The sequence below is a fragment of the Bacillus sp. MT94 genome, from assembly GCF_058792475.1.
Window position 1 is genome coordinate 365,033 of sequence record NZ_JBXAEZ010000005.1, and the last position, 23,201, is coordinate 388,233.

Here is a 23,201-nt window from a genome sequence, read left to right on the forward strand (position 1 = left end):
CAAACGATTTTTAACTAAAATCATAGACTAGTGTACCTTATTTTTCCTAAAATTTCATTATTTCCGACCACATTTTATCGCAATTTAATGATTTAATTTAGATTTTTTAATAGTACGATGCATTGAACAGCCCTTTACAAGTCATAAAGTGAAACTTAAATTAACCGTCACACCAAGAAATTTAGCTTAATATTCTAGGGGAAAATTTTTCTCTTTACGTAAAATACGAATTATATTATCCATTTTTATGAACATCAACCCCTAATTTTGTCAAAAAATAAACGATAGTCCTTCTACATTTTTGATAAAAGGACTATCGTTTTTTCAGTTAGAGTATTTGTATAATCGTTTAACTTTTTATTTCCTGAAGGTCAAACTTGATGAAGATGATGAAATTTCATCTCATAGCCTTTAAATGAAAACATTATGTTTTTTATGGCAACCAAGTTTATTTTTATAAATTAAACCCTTAGCTTGATGCCTCCCATATATCCAGCAGCCTAAGATTAAGTAAGAGTCCATTCAACTAGATTTTTTCTAATATTTTTAGGTGCATCTTATTTCGCCTCGTCATATTTCACTAATTGAATTTAAAACACATCCGTATGCTATTTAGTAAAATTTACGATTCGAGACATAATTATTGCAGTAACCAAGATAATAATAGCGGTTATCAAGCCAGATTCTCCAATCCAAATCTCAGTTTGATATCCTGTACTTGCACGTGCGAAAGGTCCTTGAATAATGGCATTCCAAGTAGTATGGATGATAACCGAAGGCCAAACGCTACCTGTGATAAGTCGTAAATAGGCTGTAATATAACTGAAGGGCACAATACAAAAATAGATGCCAAGTACTGAAAGTAGGACAGATGATCCCTCTACATATAGACCAGCAATAACAATTGGAACATGCCACGTTGCCCAAATCAATCCACTAATAAGGATAGGCCGTGAAAACTCTGCATCGACTAGCCTTGTAAGCATATAACCTCGCCAACCCATTTCTTCTCCTAAAACTGGGATTAAGTTAAGCAAACTTCCTAAAACGCCGCTCAATACTACTAGATAAATAAAACTGAATGGTTCCGGTACATACTGAAGTCCAAGTATATTGTAGATTGGTTCTAACATACCACCTTCGGGATGCTGAAACCCCGCAATTCCGCTCAACCAGGCGATAGAATAAGTAATTCCACAAATAATCATAGGTATTAGCAGAGCAAACCCAATCCCCTTCCATATCTTTAAGTTACCGAGACTAAAAGATACATCTTTAAACCCTTCTTTCAGTATTATGCGAGTCAAAATAGAAGAAAATGCTGGGGTAAACATATATACCACAATAAGCGGCATACTTTTCGTAATTATTACTACTACATTTAGGATAATAGAAGTAATGATTAAGACACTCAAAAAGAGTTGAAGTCCTATTTTAGCACGTTGGATTTTATCTTTATTGTGGAACGATTTTGCGTGTAATATCATTTTAATCCGCCCTTCCCCTTTCATTCACTTGTTTATCGAATTTACTTCTTGTCATTTCCACAGACACAACTTAGAATAAAAATGTTTTTGTATACAGATTCATTCATCTTTAAAATCCCTCCCCAATTTATAGTCTAGTCTTACTTACGACTCATCAATGTAATTATTATTTATAAGTTGTCATAACCGATAGTACAAAAGTGTAATGATTAGTCTATGACCTGTGTCAATTAACCTTATGACAATATGTAACTAGAAAATATGATATGGAATAGATAACAATTGAATTAAGGCAATTGATTCATGCAAGTACAATGAATCAATCTTGCTTTACAAATAATTCAATTGAGGTGGAAAAAATGAATAAGAAAAGCATAATTGCAATGGTTAGTACAGCTTTATTAGTCACAGGATGCGCGGAAGTAGGAAAGGCTCAAACAGTAGCAGTCGAAAATTCAGGTCAATCAATACAAAAAAATATAGTTAAATCCATACAATCACAGGCTTACCCATTAAAAACGATAGAGCCGTCAAAATCATTTGAGGATTTAAAACCACTTAAGAAAATGATTGGGAGCGCACAATATGTAGGATTAGGAGAGAATACTCATGGAAGCTCTGAAATTTTCACTATGAAGTTTCGCCTTGTGAAATATTTGGTTACTGAGATGGGTTTTACAAATTTCACAATGGAAGAAGATTGGGGAAACGGCTTAAAACTAAATGAATATATCCAAACAGGAAAAGGAAACCCTAGGGAATTTTTAAACTTGTTATATCCTACTGATGAAATTATAGCCATGATTGAGTGGATGAAAGATTATAATGCTGATCCATCCAATAAAAAAAAGATCCAATTTATTGGGCTCGACTTAAAGGAGTTGGACCAAGGTTGCTTTAATAAAGTGATTGATTATGTAAGACTACATCGACCAGATTTGCTGGCAGAAGTAGAAGGAAATTATAAAGAATTGTCGGCTTTTAATGGAAGTACAAAGGAATATATGGACCTTGCTCCTGAAATAAAAGAAAAGTTCAAAGCAAACGCTGAGAGAGTAGCCCAATTACTAAAAGATGAGAATGGGCAAGCCAACACAGAAATAGCTTCACCCGAGTACATCTGGGCGCAAGCAACGGCAAGTGCAATAGAGAAATTTACCACAATGCTAATTCCTAACGACTATCCAAGTATGTTAAAGCTACATGAGCAATACTTGGCCGATCATGCAATGTGGGCACAAGAAACATTTGGTGGTAAAACGATGGTATGGGCACACAATATTCATATAGCTAAAGGAATTATCGATGAGAAATTATACCCTTATGTTGCGGGGCAATTTTTGAAGGAACGTTTAGACAATAATTATGTCACAATTGGTAGTACAACTACGGAGGGGAATTTTACCTTATACAGCGAATATGATCCTTCCACTGGAGGTAAGATTACAACCGACACTATTCCACAAGATGTAAAAAGTTTCAATTATACTCTCGGAAAAGTACCATATAACATGTTTTTATTGGATAACCGTCACCTTAAAGGACAAGCAGAAAAATGGGTTAAAGCAAAAAGACCATTACTAAGTATAGGGGGACAAATCTTCCCGAACGAATCGGCATACTTTGATACGTCATTGCTTGAGCAATTTGATATTATGTTTCATATTCGAAAAACAAGTCCATCTCATATTAAATAAAAGTATAAAACAATCCCGTTCTTGCATCTGCAAGAACGGGATTGTTTTATGGTGATTGATATAAGCATCTTTTTTAACCAGAAGTAGGTTACTCTCCCCCTTTTTATCATCATTTAGAAATGTCATATGACACTTTTACACTAGTGAGAATGACAAAAAAAGCAGTACAATTCGGTTATTACATAGATAGGAGCGAGAACTTTATGAAATCAAGATTCATCCAGAATGGTTATTTTTTATTGCTAACTTTCGTTACAGGATTTTTTTATTTTTGTTTTTATCTAATAGCTCTGCTATTCAGCTTCACCCTTTCATTTACGGTAATTGGAATTCCACTAGTTATACGCGTACTACAGACTACTACACCTTTTATCCAATTCGAGCGTATACAGACGAAAATTTATACAGATATTTCAACAGACCCTTATGATAGAAGTATAACAATAGATACATCGAACTGGGCTCAGGTGAAATTAGTGCTTACTGATCGTCGCACTTGGTGTGCTGTCTATTGGTTAATGCAGAAATTAGTAATTGGCATTTTCAGTCTCATTAGTGCAATCATTTTTTATGTAATGCCACTTATGTTGCTATTGGCACCACTACTGTATCAATACATTGAAATGAATATTATATTCATACAGATAGATACGTTTGCCAAGTCACTCTTTGTAATGTTTATGGGTATAGTATGTATCGCCATAAGTATTAGAATAGTAGATGGTTTGACAAAGAAATTTGGGGGCTATACACGTATCATGATTCGGCAACTAAATCGATAGAAGTTTGCAATCTGTGAGTAGTATCGCAGTTTTAAATTTAAAAGTATAATAGGCATGAAGAATTAAATTATAATATATGAAGTAAAAAGGTAGGCTACTTAGGGGGTAAATGACTTGTTAGATATGGTTAAGTATTGGTTTTGGTACGATTGGATTATGTTAGGAGTCCGTATACTTGTTAGTGTCTCTATCGCCATAACCACATTCGATTTTCAGGATAGTTTAACATTGCCACTTTGGATTGTTATTTTTTGGGAGGTTGTTGCCTTCTCGATTCCATGGGTAGCCTTACTGTTCAATTACAAATATTACTTGTTCACAGAAATACTGCTATATGGTGGACTGTGTATATATTTAACCTCTTTATTTCCGGAAGCTAACGTTACATTTCTGATATCGGCTTTTCTAATTGCTGCGAATAGTAAGCATTTGTCCTATTATTGGACAGCTCCAACAACAGTTTTTATAACAACTGGAATTCTCTATGCGGTTGCGCCAAGTAATAGCTATTGGATTTTAGTTACCTACTATGGACTTGCTTATGTAATGGGCTTCGCTTTCCATTTATTAATCGTCAATCATAAGCAAAATGAAGCGATTCGTAAACAAAACGCGGTACTTGAGCAATATATGTCTCAGATTGAACGCATTACACTGGCGGAAGAACGAAACAGACTGTCGAGTGAGCTTCATGATACAGTTGGTCACGCTTATACTTCTATTATTATGGGGATGGAAACGTTGCGTACCGAAATTGCTACTGAAATGGGTATACAGAGGCTAGATTCTCTGCTTGAAATGGGACGTAAAAGCATCGAGGATGTGAGAGGTTACTTACATCAAATGGAGTCTCCGTGTCAATCGCCTTCCTTGATTCAATCTCTACAAAATCTTGGAGTCGAATTTCAGGAGCACGCTCAGGTAAATGTAAGTTTTAGGACATTCGGAGAGGAATACCCACTGTCTCGGCAAGCGAAGATCGCATTCATTCGTTGTTTACAAGAGTCCCTTACGAATGCAGTACGTCATGGTCAGGGAACTGAAATTATAGTTTCATTGCAGTTTGAACAACAATATACGAGACTAGAAGTTCAAGATAATGGAAAAGGAAATGTAGAATGGCAGGAAGGCTTCGGTCTGAATGCGATGAAAGAACGAGCAATGAATTTACAAGGGCAATTGTCTGTATATACAAAGCCAGAGGAAGGAATGCTTGTTACATGTACCATACCGCGACAAACTGAAATAAAAGATGGACTTATTCGTTTGTTAATTGTAGACGATCAACCATTTGTTCGGGAAAGTTTGAGGACACTACTCGATAGATATGAAGATTTAAATGTAGTCGGTTTAGCTGAGGATGGCAATCAAGCCATCGATTTGTGTGGACGTCTTCAACCCCATGTTATACTTATGGATTTAGATATGCAGCACATGGATGGAGTTGAAGCAACCAAAAAGATTAAGCAACAATGGCCACATATCCGCGTATTGATTTTCACAACTTTTCAGGATACCGAACAGGCGTTGGAATCGCTTCGCAACGGTGCGGATGGCTTTTTACTCAAATCCATTGAAACATTGGAGCTAGCTAATACGATCCGACTTATTCACAAAGGTGGGACACTAATTGATCAGGGAATGTCTCACAAAATATTTGAGAAGTTTGATGCGCAAAAAGAGACACCACAATCAAAAGCAACCGCTTATGAGCTAACAGCTAGGGAGATAGAAATATTGCAGCTAGTAGCAAAGGGACTTCGATACACTACCATAGCATCAAGGTTATATTTATCGAATGGTACGGTCAGAAATTATGCTTCCACAGCTTATACAAAGTTAGGAGTCCGTAACAAAGAAGAAGCTGTTCAAAAGGCTCTAGAAATTGGAATTATTGAATAAGAAAAATGTTTTTTTGTTTCTTTACAGCAAAGTAAACTGTAGTTACAAGATGCAAATTTTCTCCTAAATTTAATCCTCTTTCTATTTACAATATATTGAACTATCCCCACTTTCACTTCGTTTAGAAGTGGGGATTCCTTCATTCTTTATAATGATAAAATAAAATAGGCGAAATGCTGGACACATCCCGTTTCATAACTGCTACTGTCAAGGTGGTTGTTATTATGCATTATCTTTTTCTTTTAGACCCACGCTTGTACTTTGGTCGGTGAAGCGCGGGTTTTTTGTTATCTTTTTTGCATTTGCTATCTTAATATGTAGGCTGAAAGCTCACGCACAACTGCTCCGGCAATTTCTTTTAAAAGTTCAAACAATAATTCCTTGTTATATCGCCTCCTTTTCTTCCGAATGGATAGAAGGGAGAATTATTTATAGGGAGAAATAATAAGTTAAAAAAAGCAATAGGTGTTTTTACTGAAACGCATTGATTACTCTTATTATTCATTACAGCAAAGTTTATTCAACTGAATATATTATGTTTTTTTATAAAATAATACAAACCCTGATACAATATGACTACACTGTATCAGAGTTAATTTTTAATGTTGCACCATCTTCTAATACATATGATAAATATAGTATAAAATGATGGAGATTATTTAGGCCAAGACCCGGTCCACGCATCGTGAGCACTTTCGGAATAATGTTACAAATAGTCTACTAACCATTCACAGCCGCGAATTGGCTGTTATACAGATTGGCGTAGTACCCACCCTGCTCCAGCAGCTGCTCATGACTCCCGCTTTCGACGACATCCCCGTCCTTCATGTAGAGGATCATATCTGCCTCACGGATCGTCGACAAACGGTGAGCGATAACGAAACTCGTTCTGCCTTCCATCATCTTCAGGAACGCCGCCTGGATACGAATCTCCGTCAGCGTATCAATGCTGCTCGTCGCTTCGTCGAGAATTAGCATAGGCGGATCAACCAGCATAACCCGAGCGATTGTCAAGAGCTGTTTCTGTCCCTGGGACAGGCTGTCGCCGGAGCCGTTGATTACTGTATTATAGCCCTTCGGCAGCCGCCTGATGAAGCTGTGGGCGTTAGTTGCCTTAGCGGCTGCTATAACCTCATCCTAGCTAGCATTCCGTTTCCCATAAGGCGATATTGTCATGGATTGTCCCACCAAACAGCCAAGTATCCTGTAGCACCATCCCAAAAGTATGGCGTAAGCTATCACGGGCCATATCGTTAATATTAATACCATCTATCGCAATCTCACCGGCATCAATATCATAGAATCGCATTAACAAATTCACTAATGTTGTCTTGCCAGCACCCGTCTGTCCCACGATTGCGACACGTGTTCCTGGTTCAACAACTAGGTTCAAATCGGTAATAAGGGGACGGTCAGGCTGGTAAGCGAACTTCACATGATGGAATGTAATCGTCCCCTGCTTAGCTGGGATATGAACTGCATCTTCAGCCTCCGGTGACTCCGCCGATTCATCAAGTACCTGAAAGATACGTTACGCCGAGGCCGTAGCTGATTGCAACTGTGTAATTACTCCGGTAATCTCGTTGAACGGTTTAGCGAACAGATTGGCATAAATCAGGAAACTCGATAATCCCCCGACCGATATTCTAGACATAATGACCATAATACTCCCAATTAAGGCGATGATTGAGAAGGTAACATTGTTCACCAAACGGGTGGATGGATTCGACAGAGAGCTGACGAATTGTGATTTTACCCCTGTGTGATACAATTTATCATTTCGCGCTGTAAACTCCGCAAAAGAGTGATCTTCATAACGGAAGGCCTGAACATCCTTCTGCCCGCCGATCATCTCCTCGACATAGCCATTCAGTCCACCCAATATGCGGGCCTGATCACGAAATAGCTGCTGGGAGCGCATCGTGATGAACCGCGCTACGAAGAAAGTCACTGGTGCAGATAACAGCACGACGACGGTCATGAGCGGATTCGTATACAACATGAGCGCAATCGTCCCTGTGAAGAGCAGTGCCTTCTGCGGAACGATTCCGATCTCACCGCGTAACTCATGTAGACTATAATTCCTTACATCAATTCCATTGACGAGTATTTGTCCAGAGGTAGCGTCATAAAATCTCGGAATCAAGTTCACAAATGTAGATTTGCCTGAACCAGTACCACCGATAATTCCCACAGTCTCGCCACGTTTTATCTCCACCGATATATCTGTCAGTGCCGGTTCACTCGTTGTACAAAACCAACATCTCTAGCAAGATCCCGTAAGGTATTTGGAGATAAAAAACTTTGAATCTCTTGAGCAAATAGTTGTAATTCGTCAGACACAGAAACAGACATAAAAAACGCCATCCTTTCCTATGATTCTACAGAAAGAATAGCGCATTTTTCATTTAAAAGGTACTATATAAAGAGACTTCACCCTTTCGACTTACCATGTACTTCAACGACTACTAGCTACTTCCTAAACGTTGTTCCTCATTTACTAATATATTTATGCTTTTTTTAAATTTGCAAAGGACCAACAATATTTTCATATTACTTATTAACCATTATTGGCTGGATTCTCTCCTGAATTCCCATCATTACTTGGTTGCATTGGCGTTCCATGACCCTCCCCATTGCTTGGTGGCTTTGTATTTCCTTCTCCACTACCGTTGTTTGGCTCACTTTGCTTTTGATCTTCTGGTTTCTTTAATTCTTCTTGTTTCTTTTGCTTTTCTTTTTGCTTATTTTCATTTGGCTGTTCAGTCGTATTGGCTATTTTCGCATTTGGAGAAGTATCACGCTTCTCACCTTTAATACGTAATTCGCTATCTTCTTGAACCACACTGTTCGGCATTTTAAATTGCGATTTATCTGTAGCAAACTTACTCATCATTTCTTTAAAAATCAATTGAGCAATTTTCGTATTTTTACTACTAATATAATCATCTTTACTATCCTTTGTATATCCGGTCCATACAGCCATCGTATATTGTGGTGTATAACCAGCAAACCAACTATCACGATTAGCACTTTCTGGTAGATTATATTGTGCTATTTGTTCTAAAGAATAGTTTGTTGTCCCTGTTTTACCGGCTACATCTAAAGAACCTATATTAGCTGCTGTACCCAATCCAGATGAAACAAAAGTACGAAGCATATCAGTAATCATATATGCTGTAGAATCCTTCATAACTCGTTTTGGCTTTTGCTCAAAGCTTTTTGATTTACCATCTGGATAAACGATTTTCTTAACAAAATGTGGTTTCGTGTACTTACCATCATTACCAAATGCCGCATAAGCGCCTGCAATTTCAGTTGGTGACGCTTCATTTGTACCAATCGCTGTTGATTCGGTCGGTGCTACATTAAATGTAATACCTAGCTTTTCAGAGAAAGCTTTTGATTTATTAATTCCTACTTCTTTTGCAGTTTTAATAGCCGGGATATTTCGGGAAGTTTTCAATGCATCACGCATTGTAATTGGTCCTAAATGCTTTCTATCTGCATTTCTAACTTCTTGTCCTGTTGAATACTTATATGGAGAGTCATCAATTTGATGGTAAGTAGCCCATTTTAAATATTCAATTGCAGGAGCGTAATCAAAAATTGGTTTCATCGTGGAACCTGCTGAGCGATTTAATTCAATTGCAATATTATGTCCTTTAAAAACAGCTTTATTTTCACCACGTCCACTACCAATTGCACGTACTTCTCCTGTTTTCGTATCCATAAATGTGAAAGCCCCTTGGAATTTCTCATTTGGATAATTAATAATACCGCTATTTAAAAGCTTGTCCGCAAAATCCTGTGCCTTTGGATCTAATGTTGTATAAATTTCTAAACCGTCAGATCCAATATTTGCATCTGGCATTTCTTTTTCAACTTCTTTCACAACCGCATCCATAAAAGCAGGATATGGCATTTCTTTTTGTTCAGTTGCTTTCTTAAGTCCTTCTGTTACTGGAATTTTTGATGCGTCTTCCATTTCCTTTTTTGTAATATAACCATGTCGATTCATTAATTGAAGTACAACATTTCTTCTTTCTGTTGCTTTTTTGATATTTTGTTCTTTCGTTGGATCATAGTTATTAGGCGCTTTCATTAAGCCAGCAAGCATTGCAACTTCTGGTAGTGTTAAATCTCTCAATTCCTTACCATAGTAATTTTGTACTGCTGTTGCAATTCCGTATGAACGGTTACCTAAGTAAACTTTATTTAAATACATTTCTAAAATTTCATGTTTTGAATACTGTTGTTCTAGCTTATACGCTAAATATATTTCTTGTGCCTTTCTCTTTGACGTTTTTTCCATCGATAAGAAATAATTTTTAATAACTTGCTGCGTAATCGTACTTCCACCTTGAGAGCCGTAATCCCCTTTTAGGCTGACTAAAACTGCACGTGCAGTACCTTTAAAATCTACGCCACTGTGCTCGTAAAAACGTGCATCTTCTGTCGCTAAAAACGCATTTTCTACTAACTTAGGAATTTGACCATACATAATATTCGTTCGTTTTTCTTTCCCATATTCATATATCAATTTCCCATCTTTATCATAAATTTTTGAGGATAACGGATTAACAAGTTTTGCTTTCTCGAGTTTTGGCGCATCCTTGATCATAACGAAAAAAGTAGCAACCCCTGTGACTAACCCTACAATACCAACTAATAAACAACTAATTAAAAACTTACGAAAAAATGATGTCTTGCCTTTTGGTTTTTGTTTTTTAGCTGCTGGCTGTTTGTTCTTTTTAACTTGTCGTCGCTCCTCTCGAGAACGATAATTTTCTGACATGCTATATTCTCCTGCCTTTCAATTCTCCTTTTGATTTACTTAAAATTATTGAAGTCACTTTAAGAAATATATTCATATTTAAAAAGGGTACTAAATAGACAATTTAAGTAATAAATTTGTTCCACTTTAAGATGAGGAAGAAATTTGAGCTTATCTGATAACGAAACAGAAACGGTAATAGTGGCACAACAAAAAAATGGAATTTCATAGAAAATCCATTTTTAGCTTGATGGGCATGTGGTGGTACCCCACATCCATCAACTTAAGGATTTAGACTATTCTTGAAGTTAAAAGCACGTTACTATTCACTTATGTTAATGAGAAAAGGTGACGTGCTTTTTATAAATATTTATCAAAAACAAGAGTTGTCTTTATTTGCTAAAGAGTTATATCGATATATGTCTCCCACTACACTTAATCAATTAGCTATAGAAGCAGGCGGAATGAAATGAAAACGCAAGTGCCATGGGCATCATTTTTTATATTTGTGTGTATGGTTAAATCAACAAACCGCTACTACCTCTATTACTCAACTTTGTAGTCAATTAGAAACTTCAACAGGAGTTTTATTAATTCCCTCAGGGCTAAGCCCTGCCGCTGCATGAAGCCCACTCATAATCGAACCAAGGAATCACTTGCCGCCCGTTGACTAATCCAAATGAAAATAGCAGCTAATTCTGATCCAGAAAACTTAAGTCTTCGCCTTATAAATCCTATTTCCCTTGCAAGTTCTTCTAAGAATACAGGTGTAACATATCGTTGTAATTATTCTGCAAATGGTAATAATTCATCTTGAATCGAGAGATTCATAAGAAAACATCATCCTTTCTAATTTAGCTTGTTTAGAAAAGATAACGTTTTTTTGATATTTGAGGGTATTAAAATCACCTGAGTTGATGGTTATGTATGGTGACCCCATAGCCAAAGAAGTAAGAAGATATTTAGAAGTGTATTAAATTTTGAGGCAGTGCTTGTGAACCGTATCATAAATAAATCAGGTTGTGTATGTTCGATTTTTAAATAATACCCGAGAAGGAGTGGGTTGCAGTTATAGTAATACTCTATTTTTTGTATTTCTATAATAGATATTTTTTTAAAAAACAGAATTATCTTGACAGTTATTAAATGGATTGATAAGGTTATAAAAAAATATTTCTTATCCAGAGAGGTGGAGGGACTGGCCTTATGAAACCTCAGCAACAGGTCTGCTTAAGTAGACACTGTGCTAATTCCAGCGGGTGATAATCCTGATAGATGAGAGCTTCCGTTTTTATTTGTCAGTAACGCCCTCTTTTTTAGAGTGCGTTTTTGTTTTTTCTGGATAGTAACTAAAGGAGAGTAGAAATGGAGAACAAAAATGGGAGAGAATTTCAAAGAAAAATGCAAGCACGTCATTTAGTCATGCTATCACTTGGTGGGGTGATTGGAACTGGCTTATTCTTAAGCTCGGGTTACACTATTCAACAAGCTGGCCCGTTTGGAACAATTCTATCCTATCTGATTGGTGCGCTAGTAGTTTATCTAGTTATGCTATGTTTAGGCGAGCTTTCCGTACATATGCCTGAAACGGGCGCATTTCATAGTTATGCAGTTAAATACATTGGACCTGGTACAGGGTATACAGTAGCCTGGTTGTATTGGTTAACTTGGACTGTTGCTTTAGGGTCTGAATTTACAGCCGCAGGATTACTTATGAAGCGATGGTTTCCATCGGTTAATATTTGGGTATGGAGTGCTCTTTTTGCCATTTTGATCTTTGTATTAAATGTCCTGACTGTTAAATTTTTCGCCGAATCCGAATTTTGGTTTTCATCGATAAAGGTTATAGCTATTGTGATTTTTATTGTTTTAGGAGTAGCGGCAATGCTAGGGTTTCTTCCAATGACTCATTCAAAAGCAGCACCATTCTTTTCTAATTTTACAAGTGGAGGTTTATTTCCTCATGGTGCTACGGCCATTATGATGACCATGCTTGCGGTTAATTTTGCTTTTTCGGGAACAGAATTAATAGGCATTGCAGCTGGAGAAACAGCGAACCCAGAAAAAATGATACCGAAGGCCATTCGAACTACTCTGTGGAGATTGATCATCTTTTTTGTAGGAACGATTGTTGTTTTATCTGCGTTATTGCCTATTTCCGATGCAGGGGTATTAGAGAGCCCTTTTGTTGCAGTTCTAGAACGAATTGGGGTGCCATATTCAGCTGACATAATGAATTTCGTTATCTTAACAGCCATTTTATCTGCGGCAAACTCAGGCCTTTATGCCTCTTCTAGAATGCTTTGGTCGCTTGCTAATAAGAATACGATATCCCCGATTTTTGGGAAAATGACGAAGCAAGGTGTTCCAATCAACGCCGTCATTTTCAGTATGATGGGTGGAGCTTTGGCTTTGCTCTCAAGTATTGTGGCACCAGATACTGTCTATATCGTACTTGTTTCCATTTCCGGTCTAGCAGTAGTTATAGTTTGGATGAGTATTAGCGCTTCCCAGTTCCTATTTCGCAGACAATTTTTGAAAGAAGGAAATTCTGAAAAGGACTTGATTTATCGCACACCACTATATCCATTAGTACCAATTGCTTCTTTTATCCTTTGTCTGGCATCGTGTATTGGAATTGCATTCGATCCAACACAGAGAATTGCCTTATATTGCGGCATACCGTTTATTTTGTTTTGCTATGGAAGTTATTATCTAACAAAAAATCTAAAAAAGAGGGGTGTAGATTATGTCGAACAAAATCAACCCAATTGATGCTATTTTATCCCAACATTCCATTATGCTTCTTGACGGAGCATTAGCTACTGAATTGGAGGCGCATGGATGTAATTTGGACGATCCCCTTTGGTCGGCACGTGTGTTACTAGAAAACCCGGAACTAATTTATCAGGTGCATTCGGACTATTTTCGTGCTGGAGCAGACTGTGCCATAACAGCAAGCTATCAAGCTACTATTAGTGGGTTTTCCGCGCGTGGAATACAAGAACAGGAAGCTTTGGAATTAATTAAGAAAACGGTGTTACTTGCAAGAAAGGCAAGAGATGATTTTTGGAAGGAAAATACGCAAACGAATAGGCCTAAACCATTGGTTGTTGCATCAGTTGGGCCGTACGGAGCTTACCTTGCAGATGGTTCAGAGTATGTAGGTAACTATGTTGTGACAGATAAAACATTAGCAGACTTTCACCGTTCGAGAATGTCTGCGTTAATCGAAGCAGGTGCAGATCTATTGGCATTTGAAACGATCCCTTGCCTGCAAGAAGCAAGAGTATTAGATACATTATTGCGTGAGTTTCCAGAAACATATGCGTGGCTTTCCTTTTCGCTAAAAAATGAGAAAGAGATTAGTGAAGGTATGAAACTAGTGGAGTGTGCACGAGTTTTTGAGAAAAGTGAACAAATTGTAGCGATAGGCATCAATTGTGCACCCGTAACTGTTGTGACTGGTGCAATCCAAGAGTTACGGGCAAACACAAAAAAACCAATTATTGTTTATCCAAACTCTGGTGAAACTTATAATCCAGAAACAAAAACATGGCATGGTCATGAACAATGTAACACGTTGGATATTCAATCTGAAGAATGGTACCAAGCAGGTGCACGTTTAATAGGCGGATGCTGCAGAACGACACCTTATCACATTGAGGAGATATCGAACAAGTGGCGTTCTTCCGAGTTTTTCTATTCGAACGAAGCAAAACAGTAATGTAATGGATGATAATCTAACTTTGTGTGTATTTTCATGATTTTTCTTGTTCAGGAATCTACAGTTACGTCTAGTGGCACAAAAAGTCTTTTTAGAGACACAAATGTGGATAGTAGCCTCGGGAATCCAGTGGACTTTTGGGTACCTTAGGTATGGAAAAGAATTAGGGAAAATAAAAACTGTTAGTTTAATAGACATGGTAGACAACATGCTGAATCTTTTAATGAAGATGTAGTTGATCCAATTGAAGGTGAAGGGGACCATTTATTCGTAATTAAAGTTAACGAAAAGGTTAATTTAGTTATTCAAAAAATAGTTCAATAACTATATGAAAATTTGTTGTAGTAGTAAATGTGGTCATATTGTTGTAAAAAAGGATAGATGTAAACAGGTATACTCTCCTGTTCAACTATCCTTTCCTTTTTACATACAATATTAAAATCCAAATTAGTTCCTTTTAGGAAGGTACCAATATAAACAAGACATTTAAATACATTTTAATCTTCTTTTGTGCAGTATTTTATATTGCAATGGTTTGTAGGATTATTTATATAAACTTTGTTCAAGATCATTTTATTCCTCCAAGCAGGAAATCTAAGATTGAACATAAACATTTATAATTAGGTATAAGGAGAGCTGTACAAGATACTCTTGATTTCCCAAGATTATGAGGATAATATTTTTGATACTGTTTAGCTTCATCTAAAATGAAGAAGAACATCACGTTTACACATTCTTTTTCTACCCAATCCATATCATAAGTTTCTATACTATAATGTTTAAAATAATCATCAATGTCATTAATGAATCTTTTTTCTCCATCCGTTCCAGTAATTCGTTTATATTGCAATTCTTTAAACGATTTCATTTCAAGTCGGCAAGTTTCTTCTAACCACTCATATCGTTGCTTAACTGCTTCCGTCTTATTTTCATACCAATCCTCATGCCCTTCATAATATTTCTTCATACATTCAGGTCTCTGTTTATTTCTTAAATAGCTTGGCAATTAAACCAAATTTACGTTATTTCTTTGCGGAAATAGGTTGAAACCAACTATCCCTATCATTTAACTGAACTTCAAAAACATATATAGGCTGTGAGAAACCTTTTGTATCAGTATAGTAATCTATATTATATTTTGTAATGAATAATGTATCACCTGCTTTGAAGGATCCTATAGGATCAAACTCTCCTTGTTTCAATTTTTGAAATGCCTCCTTTGGAGAAAGAATTTCAACATCTCGAATATGTGATTTTTTTGTACCATAATATTTGTAAACAGGCATTTTTTTCCCTTCGTCTTTTAACTGTATTGATGTTTTCATAGTAACTTGAGACATATCATTTTTTGTAATGGGATCAATAGGCATATTTCCAAATTCCTTCATTTGATACGAAATCATTATTCCTAGTGCGACGAAACTTACTGTAATGGGAAGGTATAAATATTTGATTATTTTGGTATCTGTTTGATTTTTTTTCAAAAATATAAGAACTATGTTTAACACAGAATATCCTAGCATCATGCCTAAAGTATTATGAAGTAAATCCGCTAGTTCCATACTTCCTCGTTGCAGTGTGAATTCAAGAATTTCAATCAATAAACTTGCTATAATTGAGATGATTAACATCCATTTTGTTTTTTGAAAAACCTTACTAAATAATGGGAATAAAATTCCTAAAGGAAAAAGCATACCTATATTCACAATGATATGGAAAAAGGAAGTAAATGAAAATGTATTCCATGCTTTTTTATAAACACTAAGTACGTCAAAATCAATGGTTCTTACAAAGGCCATATCATCTGAACGACCAAATGAAGTAGCTGATAATGCAAGGGAATAATATCCTGTTATTAAAACAAACAATATAATTTGTTTTACAGTAAGTTTTTTTTCTCCTTTACATATCTTTTTGTATAATACAAAATAACTAAAAACAAATAAAAGTAGTAACAAGAATGTGAGTAGAATCGTAGTAATCGCATAGCTAGCGATTAGATTAAAAATAGTGTTCATTTTACACCTCTGTTTTTATGAATATAATTTTGTACAGTGATTACTAATTCAACAATCGAGCTTTGGACCTTCAAAGGCTCGCAAAAGATATAGGATTTATTCGTTAGGGAAGTAATTTTAAACAAGGCTGAATAAGATAAAATCGTCATGCCGTTCAAAAATACGAGCTAAATTTACATAAATAACTGTCAAGAGATAAAGTTTTTGTTTTGGGGTTCCTGAAAATATTAGCTTGATGGGCATAGGGTACAGCCCAGTAATTGAAAAATCGCCTTTCTTGTTTTTCTCTCTATTTTTTTGTTGCTTACATTAGAGATGCTAAACTGTATAATGACTCATATTAAACTTATAAATAGACTTGTTAGTAACTTTTCATACTAATTATTCCTTTCTTCATGCTGTAATACTTAATAGACAACCTAAACAATAAAGTTGTTCCACATTTACAAAAAAAATAATTAAATATAAGATGAAATAGGCTACATAAGGGAGGGTTATATGTTACATACAAAAAGATGGAGATTTTTTGCGGTTCTTTCTATTCTAGGTTTGATTTTACTAATTTTATTAAAAATCAACTTCATTTCAATTACTATCGCAACTTCTTCAGCTGAAAGAGGAAAGATTTTTGATCAAAATGGTGCAATACTAGCTACAAATAAGAAAGTTAAGTCTCTATATTGCACTTCTAATAATGAAAAGCTATCGAAACAAGACACATCAAACACATTAGCTTTTTTTAATCAATTTTCAAGCGAGTTTCAACATGATATTTCTACAAAGAACATAAAATCTCAATTACAACAATCTTGTAAAAAGCAGACTATGAATGATATACCGTTATACTCTGATATAACTGAGAATGAACTTGCATTCATAAACAAAAACAAACCCAATAATGTAATAATTAATGATGAATGGATTCGATATTATCCTAAACACGAAATTGGTTCGCAGGTAATTGGGTATGTAGAAAATGACCTTAAATCAAAGCATATGCTTGTTGGAAAAAGTGGGATTGAGTTGCAATATGAAAATGATTTAAAAGGAAAACCAGGAAAAACTCTTATTTTTAAGATTGGTAATAAAAAGTTCTTCTGGAACATTCAAAACGTACAAAAAGGAAAAGATGTCCGGCTATCCTTAGACTCTAAATTGCAGCAAAAAACAGAGGAAGCATTAAGATCCCAAATTAAGAAATTACCTGATGCTAAAGGTGGTTATGCTGTAGTGAGCGATGTAAAAACTGGTGCAATTTTAACTATGGCCAACTCGGCAGTATTTAATCCAAATACATATGTATCATCTAAAAATGAAAACTTTAAATCACTTTCGCAAAATAAAACAATTCAAAAATTAAAGTATGGTGAATCTTATGTAAATATGTCCTCTACTATAAAACCTCTTACTATTTTAATTGGATTAAACGAAAAGCTTTTTCAACCTGAAGATACTTATTTAGATAAGGGTACCTTTCAGTATGATAATCAAAATAACATTTCGAATGCACCTGGAACGCCAACAGGTGAGATTACACCAAGGCAGGCTATCATTAATTCATCTAACACATTTATGACAGCAAAAGTAGCTCTGCCCTTATTCAACCAAAATAATGGGAATATAGAAAAAGTGGCACATATATGGACAGATTATTTAATGCAATTCGGCCTACGTTCTAAAACCGGGATTGATTTACCCTTTGAAGAAGACGGACAATATGAATTCCATCCATCTAATACGTTTGAAAAGGGGCTCTCCGCTTTATTAAATGCCTCTTGGGGAGAAAATGAAGTGCATACCCCCCTTCAACTCGCTCAATATGCAGCAACTTTGGCAAGTAAAGGTGATAAATATAAACCTCAAATTGTAAGTGCTATTATTGGTCAAGATGGTAAAGAAACCAAAAAGTTTAAACCCCTTTTAGAAAGTTCAAATCGTTATCCTATGGAATTTTGGAGTGTCGTGCAAGGTGGAATGGGTCAGAATATAGAGGAGATTAAAAATTTACCCTTTCATGTCGCAGGTAAAACGGGTAGTACAGGTTCTCCTAATGAGCAAGAAAGAATGATAAATCATTCTCTTTTCATTTCATATGCTCCTACCGAAAATCCACAAATCGCAATTTCTGTCGTTATTCCGGGTAGTAATTCAGAAAAAAACATCGCTGCTCTCGTTACAGCAGAAGTTTTAGAGTTCTGGCATACACTTCAATAAGAAAATAAAAACAAAGAGGAAGGTTCATTAAAGTGAACCTTCCTCTTTTACCATATAGAATCTATATTTATTATTTTCCACATACCTTCATGATCCTTTTCGAACACAAATGAATATTTAATATCCGTTAAAACATATTCTTTTTGTACATACCCAGTATTACCGTTAAATGTCGATATTTTTATATATTCCTCATTCTGTACTTTTTCTGGAATCCAAGCTTTTACCATTTCATTAGTTACTTCGTATAAAACATGTGCTTCTCGTTTTGGTTCAGCTAAAATCTTCGTTTTATTTCCAGTAACAGTTGCATATATATAATGCGCCTGCTTTGGTTGGTCACTTTCTGTCAATCCACTTGGTACTTTATATATTTGCTTTGTATCATTTGCAAACTCTCCCCCCATTGTAAGAGCGACTTGCAACTCATGAAAAATATCTTCATTAAACTTCAATTCATCCTTCTTATAACTCTTCCCTTTAAATAGAACTTCCTCATTTAATGCTCTATACAAATCATTTTCATTTTTTGAATTTGTACTTTGATATAAATCATTCATAAATTGTTTCAATGATGCATCTTGAGCAGATTCATCTTTTGTTTTCGGCTCAATTTGAGTACTACTTTGTACCGGTGATTTATTATCATCAAGCCAAGGTTGTTGAACAATGAAAAATAACATTGTACAAACCAAAACAACTACAACAGGCAATGCTTTTTTTCGAAATGGTCTCTTATATGTTACAGAATCTACTTTACTATTTTGATATACCGATTGCTTTATTTTATCAATATATTCTTCTTCATCTTTCCGATGCTCCATTGGTCCTTTTTTCAATTTACTATACCAGTCAGGATTTTTTTTACTGTTCATCACTTCTACCCTCCCCTATTAGTTTTGAAACTTTACTTCTCGCTCTACTTAATCTAGATTTGACTGTTCCAATTGACACACCTAATGTTTCAGCCATTTCTTCATAAGATAATTCATATTTTGCGTCTAATATTAGTATTTCACGGTGTTTTTTAGGTAGTTTTAATACAACATCCCACACTTCATTTAGTTCCTCTTGTTTAAAAAACTGTTGTTCTGCCGAAGAAGACTGCTTGTCGTCACTAAAAAATCCCACTAAAGATATCCTTTTAAAATAAGCGGATTTTAAATAGTTTATTGCTGTATTTCTTGTGATTTTTAATATCCACGTTTTAATAGATGAATCCTTTCGAAACGAATGCCAATGTTTAAAAACCTTTATAAAGACATCTTGTGTGATATCATCTGATAAGTGTGGATCTTTTGTAATAATAAATGAATAATTCCATACATCTTGCCAATAGTCTTTAATAACATAGTCGAGCTCGTCATGATTACATTTTTCAATAAACTTCTGTCCCATTTCTACACCTCAAACTCATTTGAATAAACATAAAACTGCCCTCACTTTTAATATGGTTTCAATATATAGACATGATACAAGTTTCATTTGTTCCATACCGCTTTTTTCTATATAGCTACGCTTTCTTTATTTCCTCTTAACGTTACGTAGCTCTTCTTGCGCCCTTTGTATTTTGGTCCTGGTGCAAAAACAACGTAAAAGAGAATAAAACATATATATTCCTAACGAAATCGTATTTTATGTTACAAGTCCATCTACTATATTATTCAATTACTTTTGTTGTCTAAGTTGCTTACTATCAGGTATGCCTTTTTCTTTTTTCAACTACTCAATTGCTATAGAATAAGCCGGATTCTTATCGATTGTTATTACACGTGGCTTCGAAACATGAAAAGGCCGCAGCGCTATATAATAAGAAAATTCCGGATTCAAACTTTCTATTTTGAGTACGTTTAATTTATAGAAAACAAATAACAACATAATTTTCTCAATAAGTAATATTCTTATTTCAATACAAAATTCTTACAATTGATGCTATACCTGTATCAAGGGGAGCGTTTTAGTTAATTAGGGAGAAAAATTGTAAAAATGATATGGGAGGAACAAAAAATGTCATTGAAAAAGAAATTAGGTGTTGGAGTGGTTTCAGCCGCTCTTGGTATGTCTTTAATTGGTGGGGGAACATATGCATATTTTAGCGATCAAGTTGTGACAAATAATACATTTGCTGCAGGTACATTGGATTTAGCTATGCAACCAACTACTTCACTTAACTTAGAAAATTTAAAACCTGGGGACAAAATATTAAAAAAATTCAATTTAAAAAATAGTGGTTCCTTAGATATTAAAGATATCATGATGAAAATAGACTATACTGTAAACGACTTAAAACAAAATAATACTACAGAAGATTTCGGTAAACATATTAAAGTACAATTTCTTTGGGATTGGGATCCTGCAAAAAGCCCTGCATACGAGACAACCCTTGCAGAACTAAAATCACAAAGTTCAGAGATTGTCTCCAAAAAAGTATTTCATTCTAAGTGGACTGAAACAGGGGGGTTAAAACCTGGGAAAATGGATTGGTTTTGGATAAAGTTTGTATTTGAAGACAACGGCACAGATCAGAACGTGTTCCAAGGGGATAGTATTGCGTTAAAAATGGAGTTCCAAGCCAATCAAACAGAGGGAAAAGAAAGATAATTTTACAAAAATATCGTTGGAAAAATGTAAAACTGAGCTTGTAATTTTTTATAATTTGTCAAATTGACCATCAAATTTCCATATAAAAAACCAGTGATACTAGTACATGTGTAGGATATCACTGGTTTTTTTGAGTTTAACATTTTGTATGTTTTGTAAAACTATTTTTCTTTCGGAAGTACAATTCTTTTATACAATTGAACTGTAATCAAGTAGTAAATCGAGTAAATCACTACGAAAATAATAATTGGTAGCCAAATACGAAAGTACGGATCAGCCAAAAGAACGCTGAACATGTTTATACCAACTAATACGTGAACAATACCCACAATTGCTGGGACTAAAAATACGAAGAATAACTCTTTATAAATCGATTGTATTAATAACTCCCTGCGAACACCGATTTTACGAAGCATTTGATAACGTGTACTATCTTTGGATGCACCGGATAGAATTTTAAACATTAAGCAGCTTGCCATCATTGCTAAAAATGCAACTCCAACGAAAAAACCCATAAATATTAGTCCGCTGGCAAAATTATGACTCACAATATACGCTTGATACTTACTATCCAATTCTTCCGCTCTCACATTTTTATATTTTGCCATCTGTAATTCATCAAGTTTTTTCCATTCTTTTATGTATGATCCAAAATCATCTGTTCTCCCCATAAACACAGTACTTTCTTTACCCTTCATACCATCGTATATGTTTTGATCTACAATTTTCATTTCATAATCAGGATACATATAATCTGGCTGGATCGTTCTGAAAGCCTGGATCCATTGTTTTGTGTTCGTCTCTCCTTGAACCCGTTTTATTGAAAATGCACCAATGGGTATTTCCTCTGAAACTTTCTCTATTTTCATACCTTGCAAGAAAGGACGATTTTTTTCTACATCTTCTTTAAGATAATAAACATACCTATCATCAACTTTGTAATGATATTCATGTTTTTCTTGAAATAAGATACCACCCAAAATTTTCTTTTCTTCCGCTGTTGGATTATGAATGACTGAATCGTAAATTCGCATTTGATCTGTCGTTTTTAGGATGTTGTTTTTAAATGCCATACCACAAGCAATTCCACCAGCACCAAGAGCCACTAAGATTGCTACTGTTGCAAGCACATTTGTTAGACCATTAATGCGGAAATTTAATTGTGCAAAAGTAAAAGCATTTAAGCCTTTTTCACTATGTTTTTTATTACTCTTTAGCTTGTTAATCATAACTGGGAGAAGTGATCCAAATATAAGGTAAGTACCAACGGTTGCTGTGATTAATCCAACGGCCATTAATCCCAAAGCAATTAGCGGATTTACATATGACATATAAATCAATGATGCATAACCAATACCCAATAAAAGAATACCAAGGAATGCAACTACAACGGTCATTTTTCCTTTTACGGCGACACGTTCAGTTTGTGCATCTGCATGTACAAGTTGCAGTACAGAAATACGCGATAATTTAATACTATTCATAATTGCTGATAATATAAATAGTACAAAGAAGTAGACGCAAGTAATAGTTATTGATGGTAGATAAAATGCTTTATAACCTTCACCAGCAAACTCGAGTTGTTTCATTAATAGTTGACCGATACCTTCTGCAAGTCCTACACCAATTGTAATTCCAATCGCAAGAGACACAGCGCCTAATACGATTGTTTCGATAAACATAAGTAATGTAACTTTATGCTTTTTTGCTCCTAACATCATATACATACCAAATTCTTTTTGACGAAGAGCTGATAAGAAAGAGTTTGCATATAAAATATAGAAAAATGTGATAACCGCTAACAAAAAGGAACCAATTTTAAAGACAGCCACAATATCCCTAATAGAAGAATTAGATTCAAGGAACGTTTTATTGGATGCTAGCGTTTGAAACATATAAAAAGTTGAAATAGAGACAATAAGACCAACAAGTAAAACAATGTAATCTTGCAACTTACTTTTTAGGCCTGACATAGAAAGTTTAAATAACATGATTG

General features: G+C 35.1%; 17 protein-coding genes, 5 pseudogenes and 1 riboswitch. Of the genes and pseudogenes, 8 read left to right on the top strand and 14 right to left on the bottom strand.

Annotated features, from left to right (window positions below; translation table 11 throughout):
- Positions 1-608: 608 nt before the first annotated feature.
- Positions 609-1,487, bottom strand: a complete 879-nt coding sequence (locus AC1Q51_RS19985; protein ID WP_492331700.1) for a CPBP family intramembrane glutamic endopeptidase — start codon at positions 1,485-1,487, stop codon at positions 609-611.
- Positions 1,488-1,846: 359 nt separating this feature from the next.
- Between AC1Q51_RS19985 and AC1Q51_RS19990 the strand changes: the two genes are divergently transcribed.
- The 3 genes from AC1Q51_RS19990 to AC1Q51_RS20000 all read left to right on the top strand — a co-directional run bounded on the left by AC1Q51_RS19990 (position 1,847) and on the right by AC1Q51_RS20000 (position 5,868).
- Positions 1,847-3,184, top strand: a complete 1,338-nt coding sequence (locus AC1Q51_RS19990) for an erythromycin esterase family protein (protein WP_016512591.1) — start codon at positions 1,847-1,849, stop codon at positions 3,182-3,184.
- A gap of 203 nt (positions 3,185-3,387) precedes the next feature.
- The gene (locus tag AC1Q51_RS19995; protein WP_097914605.1) at positions 3,388-3,966 is read left to right on the top strand and encodes a sensor domain-containing protein; all 579 of its coding nucleotides are present in this window, start codon (positions 3,388-3,390) and stop codon (positions 3,964-3,966) included.
- Between the two features lie 114 nt (positions 3,967-4,080).
- Complete coding sequence (locus tag AC1Q51_RS20000) at positions 4,081-5,868, top strand: helix-turn-helix transcriptional regulator (RefSeq protein WP_098508543.1); 1,788 nt, start codon at positions 4,081-4,083, stop codon at positions 5,866-5,868.
- 229 nt (positions 5,869-6,097) lie between these two features.
- Here the strand turns inward: AC1Q51_RS20000 and AC1Q51_RS20005 are convergent.
- The 6 genes and pseudogenes from AC1Q51_RS20005 to AC1Q51_RS20030 form a co-directional block, all read right to left on the bottom strand.
- A pseudogene (locus AC1Q51_RS20005) lies at positions 6,098-6,278 on the bottom strand (hypothetical protein).
- 310 nt (positions 6,279-6,588) lie between these two features.
- Positions 6,589-6,864: a hypothetical protein gene (locus tag AC1Q51_RS20010; protein WP_255259069.1), complete on the bottom strand. Its 276-nt coding sequence runs from the start codon at positions 6,862-6,864 to the stop codon at positions 6,589-6,591.
- Between the two features lie 15 nt (positions 6,865-6,879).
- Positions 6,880-6,996: pseudogene (locus AC1Q51_RS20015) on the bottom strand (hypothetical protein); the annotation flags it as partial.
- A gap of 13 nt (positions 6,997-7,009) precedes the next feature.
- Positions 7,010-7,222 carry an ATP-binding cassette domain-containing protein gene (locus AC1Q51_RS20020; protein WP_257140145.1) on the bottom strand — a complete coding sequence of 71 codons (213 nt, stop codon included), beginning with the start codon at positions 7,220-7,222 and terminating at the stop codon, positions 7,010-7,012.
- A gap of 177 nt (positions 7,223-7,399) precedes the next feature.
- Positions 7,400-8,086 (bottom strand): ABC transporter permease, encoded by a 687-nt coding sequence (locus AC1Q51_RS20025; RefSeq protein WP_276565559.1) that lies wholly within the window; start codon positions 8,084-8,086, stop codon positions 7,400-7,402.
- A 342-nt stretch (positions 8,087-8,428) separates the two neighbouring features.
- Complete coding sequence (locus tag AC1Q51_RS20030) at positions 8,429-10,666, bottom strand: transglycosylase domain-containing protein (protein ID WP_492331677.1); 2,238 nt, start codon at positions 10,664-10,666, stop codon at positions 8,429-8,431.
- Positions 10,667-11,007: 341 nt separating this feature from the next.
- On the opposite strand from AC1Q51_RS20030, the pseudogene AC1Q51_RS20035 reads away from it, so the two are divergent.
- Positions 11,008-11,256: pseudogene (locus tag AC1Q51_RS20035) on the top strand (IS4 family transposase); the annotation flags it as partial.
- Here AC1Q51_RS20035 and AC1Q51_RS20040 read toward each other — a convergent pair.
- A pseudogene (locus AC1Q51_RS20040) lies at positions 11,232-11,476 on the bottom strand (IS4 family transposase); the annotation flags it as partial. The pseudogenes AC1Q51_RS20035 and AC1Q51_RS20040 overlap by 25 nt on opposite strands.
- 343 nt (positions 11,477-11,819) lie before the next feature.
- Positions 11,820-11,927: riboswitch (SAM riboswitch) on the top strand.
- Positions 11,928-12,010: 83 nt separating this feature from the next.
- Here AC1Q51_RS20040 and mmuP point away from each other — a divergent pair.
- Together mmuP and mmuM are read left to right on the top strand one after the other, a co-directional pair.
- Entirely contained in the window at positions 12,011-13,420 is a 1,410-nt protein-coding gene (gene mmuP / locus AC1Q51_RS20045) for an S-methylmethionine permease (protein WP_000428531.1), read from the top strand.
- Positions 13,395-14,372: a homocysteine S-methyltransferase gene (gene mmuM, locus AC1Q51_RS20050; RefSeq protein WP_098015682.1), complete on the top strand. Its 978-nt coding sequence runs from the start codon at positions 13,395-13,397 to the stop codon at positions 14,370-14,372. Before mmuP ends, mmuM begins: the two co-directional genes overlap by 26 nt.
- Positions 14,373-14,940: 568 nt before the next feature.
- Here mmuM and AC1Q51_RS20055 read toward each other — a convergent pair.
- Both AC1Q51_RS20055 and AC1Q51_RS20060 read right to left on the bottom strand, forming a co-directional pair.
- Positions 14,941-15,339: a hypothetical protein gene (locus AC1Q51_RS20055; protein ID WP_100910136.1), complete on the bottom strand. Its 399-nt coding sequence runs from the start codon at positions 15,337-15,339 to the stop codon at positions 14,941-14,943.
- Positions 15,340-15,394: 55 nt separating this feature from the next.
- Complete coding sequence (locus AC1Q51_RS20060) at positions 15,395-16,390, bottom strand: VanZ family protein (protein WP_305925778.1); 996 nt, start codon at positions 16,388-16,390, stop codon at positions 15,395-15,397.
- Positions 16,391-16,888: 498 nt separating this feature from the next.
- On the opposite strand from AC1Q51_RS20060, the gene AC1Q51_RS20065 reads away from it, so the two are divergent.
- Entirely contained in the window at positions 16,889-18,604 is a 1,716-nt protein-coding gene (locus AC1Q51_RS20065) for a peptidoglycan D,D-transpeptidase FtsI family protein (protein ID WP_100910134.1), read from the top strand.
- 47 nt (positions 18,605-18,651) lie between these two features.
- Here the strand turns inward: AC1Q51_RS20065 and AC1Q51_RS20070 are convergent, their stop codons facing one another.
- From AC1Q51_RS20070 to AC1Q51_RS20080, 3 genes and pseudogenes are all read right to left on the bottom strand, one after another.
- The gene (locus AC1Q51_RS20070) at positions 18,652-19,479 is read right to left on the bottom strand and encodes an anti-sigma factor (RefSeq protein WP_100910133.1); all 828 of its coding nucleotides are present in this window, start codon (positions 19,477-19,479) and stop codon (positions 18,652-18,654) included.
- Positions 19,469-20,002, bottom strand: a complete 534-nt coding sequence (locus tag AC1Q51_RS20075; RefSeq protein ID WP_000529862.1) for an RNA polymerase sigma factor — start codon at positions 20,000-20,002, stop codon at positions 19,469-19,471. The genes AC1Q51_RS20070 and AC1Q51_RS20075 overlap by 11 nt, the downstream gene beginning before the upstream one ends.
- Positions 20,003-20,275: 273 nt before the next feature.
- A pseudogene (locus AC1Q51_RS20080) lies at positions 20,276-20,407 on the bottom strand (IS6 family transposase); the annotation flags it as partial.
- 204 nt (positions 20,408-20,611) lie between these two features.
- On the opposite strand from AC1Q51_RS20080, the gene AC1Q51_RS20085 reads away from it, so the two are divergent.
- Positions 20,612-21,205, top strand: a complete 594-nt coding sequence (locus AC1Q51_RS20085) for a TasA family protein (RefSeq protein ID WP_000053759.1) — start codon at positions 20,612-20,614, stop codon at positions 21,203-21,205.
- Positions 21,206-21,366: 161 nt separating this feature from the next.
- Here the strand turns inward: AC1Q51_RS20085 and AC1Q51_RS20090 are convergent, their stop codons facing one another.
- The gene (locus tag AC1Q51_RS20090) at positions 21,367-23,196 is read right to left on the bottom strand and encodes an FtsX-like permease family protein (protein WP_000897819.1); all 1,830 of its coding nucleotides are present in this window, start codon (positions 23,194-23,196) and stop codon (positions 21,367-21,369) included.
- Positions 23,197-23,201 lie beyond the last annotated feature (5 nt).